The sequence below is a fragment of the Winogradskya humida genome (genome assembly GCF_016862215.1).
Lineage (GTDB): Bacteria > Actinomycetota > Actinomycetes > Mycobacteriales > Micromonosporaceae > Actinoplanes > Actinoplanes humidus.
Window position 1 is genome coordinate 1 of record NZ_BOMN01000121.1, and the last position, 7,201, is coordinate 7,201.

The following is a 7,201-nucleotide window of genomic DNA, read 5'->3' on the forward strand; positions in this document are numbered from 1 at the left end:
CCGCGACCCGCCTGGCGCGACCCGCCTGGCGCGACCCGCCTGGCGCGACCCGCCTGGCGCGACCCGCCTGGCGCGACCCGCCTGGCGCGACCCACGCACCGCGGGGTCTGGGGGCTCGGCCCCCACCGCAAAATGGCGAAACTCCCATGTCAGCGCAGTCCGCTGACAAGGGAGTCCCAGAGTTGAGCGGGCGACGAGAATCGAACTCGCGTAGTCAGTTTGGAAGACTGAAGCTCTACCATTGAGCTACGCCCGCGTGGCGTCATTGAGTGCCTGATGCCCGGGGATAGCGTACTGAATCATTGCGTGGATCGCGAACCGGTTCCCCCGCGTGGCGCACCGGAGTGACGCCGCGGCACACGGCGTGGGGCCGACCGCATACACTTGCCAGCGGCCTCGGGGTGTAGCGCAGCTTGGTAGCGCACTCGCTTTGGGAGCGAGGGGCCGTGGGTTCGAATCCCGCCACCCCGACTTACATCAAACACGAAGAGATCCATCAAGGAGTACGCCTGTGAAGAGCACCGTCGAGACTCTGAGTCCGACTCGGGTGCGGCTCGCCATCGAGGTGCCGTTCGACGAGCTGAAGTCGAGTCTGCAGAAGGCGTACCGCGAGATCGGTTCTCAGGTTCAGATCCCGGGCTTCCGCAAGGGCAAGATCCCGGCGGCTGTCATCGATCAGCGGGTCGGCCGGGGCGCGGTGCTCAACGAGGCCGTGCAGGAGGCGATCCCGGAGCAGATCCTGGCCGCCGTGCGGGAGCACGACGTGAAGACGCTGGGCCGTCCCGAGGTGGAGATCACCGAGTTCGCCGACAACGAGCCGCTGAAGTTCACGGCTGAGGTCGACGTGCGGCCCGAGATCACCATCCCCGACCTGAGCACGATCAAGGTCGAGGTGCCGGCCGTCGAGATCGGCGACAACGAGATCGACGAGCAGATCACCGGGCTGCGCGAGCGGTTCGCGACCCTGAAGACCGTGGACCGTCCGGCTGAGGAGGGCGACTACGTGACGCTCGACCTCAAGGCCACGGTCGACGGCGAGGAGGTGCCGGGTGGTTCGGCCACCAACATCTCCCACGAGGTCGGCAGCAAGCAGCTGCTCCCGGGGCTCGACGAGGTGCTGGTCGGGCTTGTCGCCGACGCTGACGCCAACTTCACCACCCAGCTCGTGGGCGGCGACTTCGCCGGTCGTGACGCCGAGGTGTCGGTGACCGTGCGTTCGGTCAAGGACAAGCAGCTTCCCGAGATCGATGACGAGTTCGCGCAGATGGCGAGCGAGTTCGACACCCTTGACGAGCTGAAGGGCGACCTCAAGGAGCGCCTCGGCAAGGTCAAGAAGGTCGAGCAGATCTACGCCGCCCGCGACGAGGCGCTCAAGCAGCTCGTCGAGGCCGCTGACATCCCGGCGCCCGAGGGCATCGTCAAGGACGAGGTCGAGGGTCGCAAGCAGGCCATGACCGACCAGCTGGAGCGCATCGGCGCGAGCCTCGAGGACTACCTCGCCTCCGAGGAGAAGACCGAGGAGCAGATCGACACCGAGCTGGCCGAGGCGGCCACCGAGGGCGTCAAGATCCAGCTGCTGCTCGACACCATCGCCGACGCCGAGGACATCCAGGTGTCCGACGACGAGTTCGGTCACGAGATCGTGCACCGGGCCCAGCGCGCCCAGATGCAGCCCCAGCAGTACTACGACCAGCTCGTGCAGTCGGGTGCGGCCGCGGCCGTCTTCGGCGACGTGCGCCGTGGCAAGGCACTGGCCAACGTCATGGAGCAGGTTGAGATGAAGGACACCGAGGGCAACGTCCTCACGCTCGACGACCTGCGGGCCGCCAGCGAGGACGAGCACGCCGGCCACAATCACTGAGGTCAGCTGAACAGGGGCCGCCGCGACATGTGGCGGCCCCTTTCGCCTATTCACCCCGCGCCTGATGCGCTGTCAGCGAACACCTGCCCGAGCGGGAAGCTGATGCGCATTCAACCGGTTAGGTTGGTCGTACGACGAACACCCTGCCGGCCGGATCTTCGGCCGACACAGTCAGCTGTGAAGGGCTGCCATGACCGATCTGCACATCCCAGCGAGTCCCGTGCTGCGTGGTGACTCACTCAGTGGCAACCTCGACGACTCGGTCTACAACCGCCTTCTGCGCGAGCGGATCATCTTCCTCGGCAGCGAGGTGACCGACCAGGTTGCCAACCGCATCTGCGCGCAGCTGCTGCTGCTCTCGGCGGAAGACCCGGAGCGCGACATCAATCTCTGGATCAACTCTCCGGGTGGCTCCGTCTACTCCGGCATGGCGATCTACGACACGATGCAGTTCATCGACAACGATGTCTCCACCGTGGCCATGGGCATGGCCGCGTCGATGGGGCAGTTGCTTCTCTGCGCCGGCGCCGAGGGCAAGCGTTACGCCCTCCCGCACGCGCGGATCATGATGCACCAGCCGTCCGGTGGGATGGGTGGCACGGCCGCCGACATCGCCATCCAGGCCGAGCAGATGCTGTACACCAAGCGCATGTTCCAGGAGCGGGTGGCATTCCACACCGGTCAGGACCAGGCGACGATCGAGGCCGACTCCGACCGTGACCGTTGGTTCACGGCTGAAGAGGCGAAGAACTACGGCTTCATCGACAAGGTGATCACGGGGGCCATTCAGGTCCCCGAGGGCGCCGGAACGCTGAACTGAGGAGAGCGACTATGACTGACCTGACCATGCCCTCCGGCTTCGCTCCGGTGCACAACCGCTACGTCCTGCCCTCGTTCGTCGAGCGCACGTCGTATGGCGTGAAGGAGTCGAACCCGTACAACAAGATGTTCGAGGACCGGATCATCTTCCTCGGCGTCCAGGTGGACGACGCGTCGGCCAACGACGTGATGGCCCAGCTGCTGACGCTGGAGAGCGCCGACCCGGACCGCGACATCCTGATGTACATCAACTCGCCCGGTGGCTCGTTCACGGCCATGACGGCGATCTACGACACCATGCAGTACGTGCGTCCCGACATCAGCACGGTCTGTCTCGGCCAGGCGGCCAGCGCAGCCGCGGTGCTGCTCGCCGGTGGCACCCCCGGTAAGCGGATGGCGCTCCCGCACTCGCGGATCATCATCCACCAGCCTGCCACCGAGGGCGGCTACGGCCAGGGCTCGGACATCGAGATCCAGGCCCGCGAGATCCTGCGCATGCGCAGCCAGATGGAGGAGCTGATCTCGCGTCACTCCGGCCGTCCGGAGGAGCAGGTCCGCAAGGACGTCGACCGCGACAAGATCATGACGGCCGCCGAGGCCAAGGAGTACGGCATCGTCGACACCGTCCTGGCGACCCGTAAGAAGAGCCTCCAGACCACCAGCGCCTGAGGCCGACCCGGCGATGTCGGGGGCCGGTCAGCGCACGCTAGACTGACCAGCCCCTGACACGCCCGTTTTGGGGGGTCGGAGATCTGCCCCTTTGCGGGTAACGTCGACCGTGCGATCTCGATTTGGGCAACCTCAGTTACGGGTAGCCCTGGTTGTGGGGTAACCCCAGTTGTGGGTGACCCCAGCAGGTGACCCTGGTTATGGCAGCTCCGGTTGCGGATGACCTTGGGGACGGGCAACCTCAGGCACGGGCATCCTCAGTATCGGATGCCGGCAGACGATGAACTGTGCAAGACGATGTTCTGGCATTGAGGGTGATCGTCCTCAGGCCGCGAGGGCCGGCGATCGCCGGCCGATGAGCGCAGGGAGAACGTAGGTGGCACGGATCGGTGACGGTGGCGACCTACTGAAGTGCTCCTTCTGTGGGAAGTCGCAGAAGCAGGTCAAAAAGCTCATCGCGGGCCCTGGGGTCTACATCTGCGACGAGTGCATCGACCTCTGCAATGAGATCATCGAGGAGGAGCTGGCCGAAACCGGCGAGGTGAAGTGGGAAGAGCTTCCCAAGCCGATGGAGATCTGCCAGTTCCTCGACAACTACGTGGTGGGCCAGGAACAGGCCAAGAAGGCCCTGTCCGTCGCCGTCTACAACCACTACAAGCGGATTCAGGCCGAGTCGAGCGGCGCGCCCGGTGCGGGTAGCGACGTCGAGGTGGCCAAGTCCAACATCATGCTCATCGGCCCCACGGGCTGCGGCAAGACGCACCTGGCGCAGACGCTGGCCCGGATGCTCAACGTCCCGTTCGCCATCGCGGACGCCACGGCGCTGACCGAGGCGGGTTACGTCGGCGAGGACGTCGAGAACATCCTGCTCAAGCTGATCCAGGCCGCCGACTACGACGTGAAGCGCGCCGAGCAGGGCATCATCTACATCGACGAGGTCGACAAGATCGCCCGCAAGAGCGAGAACCCGTCGATCACCCGTGATGTCTCCGGCGAGGGTGTGCAGCAGGCGCTGCTGAAGATCCTCGAGGGCACGGTGGCGAACGTCCCGCCGCAGGGCGGCCGTAAGCACCCGCACCAGGAGTTCATCCAGATCGACACCACCAACGTGCTGTTCATCGTCGGTGGCGCCTTCGCGGGGCTGGACCGGATCATCGAGTCGCGGATCGGGCAGGGCGGGGTCGGCTTCGGCGCCCACCTGCGTTCGGTCTCGGACCGCAACACCGATGACATCTTCAGCAAGGTCATGCCCGAGGACATGCTGAAGTTCGGCCTGATCCCCGAGTTCATCGGCCGGCTCCCGGTGATCACCACGGTGCGCAACCTCGACCGTGAGGCGCTCATCAAGATCCTCACCGAGCCCCGCAACGCCTACGTCAAGCAGTACCAGCGGCTCTTCGAGCTCGACGGCGTCGAGCTCGAGTTCGACACCGGCGCCCTCGAGGCGATCGCCGACCAGGCGATGCTCCGCGGCACCGGCGCCCGTGGCCTCCGCGCGATCATGGAGGAAGTCCTCCAGAACGTGATGTTCGAGGTCCCGAGCAACCCCGACGCCGCCCGGGTGCTCATCACCCGTGAGGTCGTCGTCGAGAACGTCATCCCGACCATCGTCCCGCGCGAGTTCGGGGGCCGTCGCCCCCACCGCAACCGCGAGGAGAAATCGGCCTGAGCCAGCCGCACGAGCTGTCAGAGGCGATCGCCCGGGTCGAGTCCGGGGAACACCTCCCGACAGCCCCCTGGTTGTCCCTGGTGCCACCGCCGTCGCCTCACAGCGCGGCGGTGGTGTCGTTTCCGGGGCACATCATCGTGTCGGCCGGCGTGGACCGGTTCTGGCTCGATTCGTGGATGGGCGGCGGTGACCTCGCCGCGCCCATGTCGCCCGCGTTCCTGTCCGCGCTCGAGGAACGGCTGCGCCTGCACTCCGACAGCCTCGACGCGCTCCTGCTCGGCGCTCCGCTGCCCGGCGACCCGCCCGGGGAGCTGACACGGTCCGAGGACGCCACCCATCGGCGCGTGGTCCGGGCGCTGCACCGTCGCAGTGAAGTGCACGTCTGGGCGTACGGTAAATCTGTCCTGACGATCGGTCGTGGTCTTGCCGGCCGGTGGGAGGCGGGGGTCGAAGTCGCCGAGGAGGACCGCAACCGGGGGATCGGGCGTTTCCTCGCCCGCGCGGCCCGGCATCTCGTCCCCGAGGACCGTCCGGTCTGGGCTCAGGTGTCGCCCGGCAATGCGTCCAGCCTGCGCGCGTTCCTGGCCGCCGGCTATCTCCCGGTGGGTGCGGAGGTTCTGCTCACCCCGTTCGGCATCTGACGGCTCTCCGCGGGGCGTTCCAGGAGGGCTTCGCCGACCGTACGCTTGCCACATGCGCGTTGCCGTGTGCCAGCTGAACGCTCGTGACGACCGTACCGACAATCTCGCCGTGGCCCGTGATCTCCTGGGCCGCGCCGCCGCAGCGGGCGCGACCCTCGCCGTACTGCCTGAATACGTCGACTACCTCGGACCCGGCGCCGGGCTTCCCAAGCCCGAGCCGGTCGACGGTGAGTTCGCGGCGTTCTTCGCCTCGGCCGCCCGGGAGCTCGGCATCTGGGTGCATGCCGGCTCGTTCCATGAGGCCGGCCCGGACGACCGGACCTGGAACACCTCGCTGATCTTCAATCCGGCGGGGGAGCTGACGGCGACCTACCGCAAGATCCATCTGTACGACGTGGAGATCCCGGGGCGTGTCTCCTACCAGGAGTCCCGCACGGTGGCGCCGGGGGAGCAGACCGTCGTCACCGAGATCGACGGTGTACCGACCGGGCTCTCGATCTGCTACGACCTGCGCTTCCCCGAGCTGTACAGGAAGCTGGCCATCGACGGCGCGCAGGTCCTCGTGGTGCCCGCGGCGTTCATGATGCACACGGGGAGGGATCACTGGGAGGTGCTGTTGCGCGCCCGGGCGATCGAGAACCAGTGCTACGTGGTGGCCGCGGGCCAGATAGGGGACCACGAGCCCGGCCGCACATGCTTCGGCCGCAGCATGATCATTGATCCGTGGGGGACGGTGATCGCCCAGGCGCCCGACACGGTGGGGGTGACGATCGCGGAGCTCGACCTCGCGCGGCTCGAGGAGATCCGGAGCACCGTGCCCAGCCTGGCCAATCGCCGGCTTCCCGCCTAGAAAATCTCTCAGAAGGTCTGGAGCAGGTAGCTGACCACCGCGAGGCAGACCACTGCTCCGCCCGCGATCAGCATCGCTCCGCCCATCCGCGACGGTCCGCGCTGGACGAGCCGGTGCACCGACACCACGACCGCGACCAGCACGAGGATGCCGATGACCAGCTGGGACACGGGCATCAGCATGTCGAGGAGGACATCGGCGGCGAGCGCCGGTTCACGATGCATGTCTGCCACTGTGGCACGGCTGAGCCCGAGTCGACGGGAGTGGGACGGGTGTCGATTTGCGTTTCGGATGCGAGGTCGCGTAACTTTCTCTCTGCCCGAGGGGAACCCGGACGGAACGGTACGAAAGTCACCGATCTGACGGCTCACCGGAGGCGGGGCTGCCGCGGCGTTAAGCTGGGGGAGCACCGGGCGAGGTTGGCAGCGGGAAACCGGATTTGCGCCAACGAGAACGACCGGGTAATGTAGTCCAGGTCTGCGGGGAACCGAGCGGATGGATCGCCTAGTAACACAGCGATCTCCGGTTGGCCTGCTGGACCATCCGACAGGCGCACACCTTCCAGGGTGTGCGTGAGCGCGGGAAAATGATCTCCGGATCCGCCAAGATTCAAGTCTTGCTTTGGGGAAGTTGATCGGGTAAGTTTGAGCGGTTGCCCCGAGCGGGTTTCCTGGTTACCAGGAGATTTCGAG

The 7,201-nt window shown here is 66.6% G+C and carries 7 protein-coding genes and 2 tRNA genes; 7 read left to right on the forward strand and 2 right to left on the reverse strand.

What is annotated here, in order from left to right; translation table 11 throughout:
- Positions 1 to 185 precede the first annotated feature (185 nt).
- Positions 186 to 256, reverse strand: a tRNA-Gly gene (locus Ahu01nite_RS42150).
- Between the two features lie 141 nt (positions 257 to 397).
- Between Ahu01nite_RS42150 and Ahu01nite_RS42155 the strand changes: the two genes are divergently transcribed.
- The 7 genes from Ahu01nite_RS42155 (at position 398) to Ahu01nite_RS42185 (ending at position 6,509) form a co-directional block, all read left to right on the forward strand.
- A tRNA-Pro gene (locus Ahu01nite_RS42155) sits at positions 398 to 471 on the forward strand.
- Between the two features lie 40 nt (positions 472 to 511).
- Positions 512 to 1,861 carry a trigger factor gene (tig, locus tag Ahu01nite_RS42160; RefSeq protein ID WP_203842381.1) on the forward strand — a complete coding sequence of 450 codons (1,350 nt, stop codon included), beginning with the start codon at positions 512 to 514 and terminating at the stop codon, positions 1,859 to 1,861.
- Between the two features lie 190 nt (positions 1,862 to 2,051).
- Complete coding sequence (locus tag Ahu01nite_RS42165; RefSeq protein WP_203842382.1) at positions 2,052 to 2,681, forward strand: ATP-dependent Clp protease proteolytic subunit; 630 nt, start codon at positions 2,052 to 2,054, stop codon at positions 2,679 to 2,681.
- 11 nt (positions 2,682 to 2,692) lie between these two features.
- Complete coding sequence (locus Ahu01nite_RS42170) at positions 2,693 to 3,349, forward strand: ATP-dependent Clp protease proteolytic subunit (RefSeq protein WP_203842383.1); 657 nt, start codon at positions 2,693 to 2,695, stop codon at positions 3,347 to 3,349.
- Positions 3,350 to 3,725: 376 nt separating this feature from the next.
- Entirely contained in the window at positions 3,726 to 5,018 is a 1,293-nt protein-coding gene (gene clpX, locus Ahu01nite_RS42175) for an ATP-dependent Clp protease ATP-binding subunit ClpX (RefSeq protein ID WP_203842384.1), read from the forward strand.
- A 110-nt stretch (positions 5,019 to 5,128) separates the two neighbouring features.
- A complete protein-coding gene (locus Ahu01nite_RS42180; protein ID WP_239159580.1) occupies positions 5,129 to 5,659 on the forward strand; it encodes a GNAT family N-acetyltransferase in 531 nt (176 codons plus the stop codon).
- A 52-nt stretch (positions 5,660 to 5,711) separates the two neighbouring features.
- Positions 5,712 to 6,509, forward strand: coding sequence for a carbon-nitrogen hydrolase family protein (locus Ahu01nite_RS42185; protein WP_203842385.1), 798 nt, complete (start codon positions 5,712 to 5,714; stop codon positions 6,507 to 6,509).
- 8 nt (positions 6,510 to 6,517) lie between these two features.
- Here Ahu01nite_RS42185 and Ahu01nite_RS42190 read toward each other — a convergent pair whose 3' ends face one another.
- Entirely contained in the window at positions 6,518 to 6,742 is a 225-nt protein-coding gene (locus Ahu01nite_RS42190) for a hypothetical protein (RefSeq protein WP_203842386.1), read from the reverse strand.
- Positions 6,743 to 7,201: the final 459 nt, after the last annotated feature.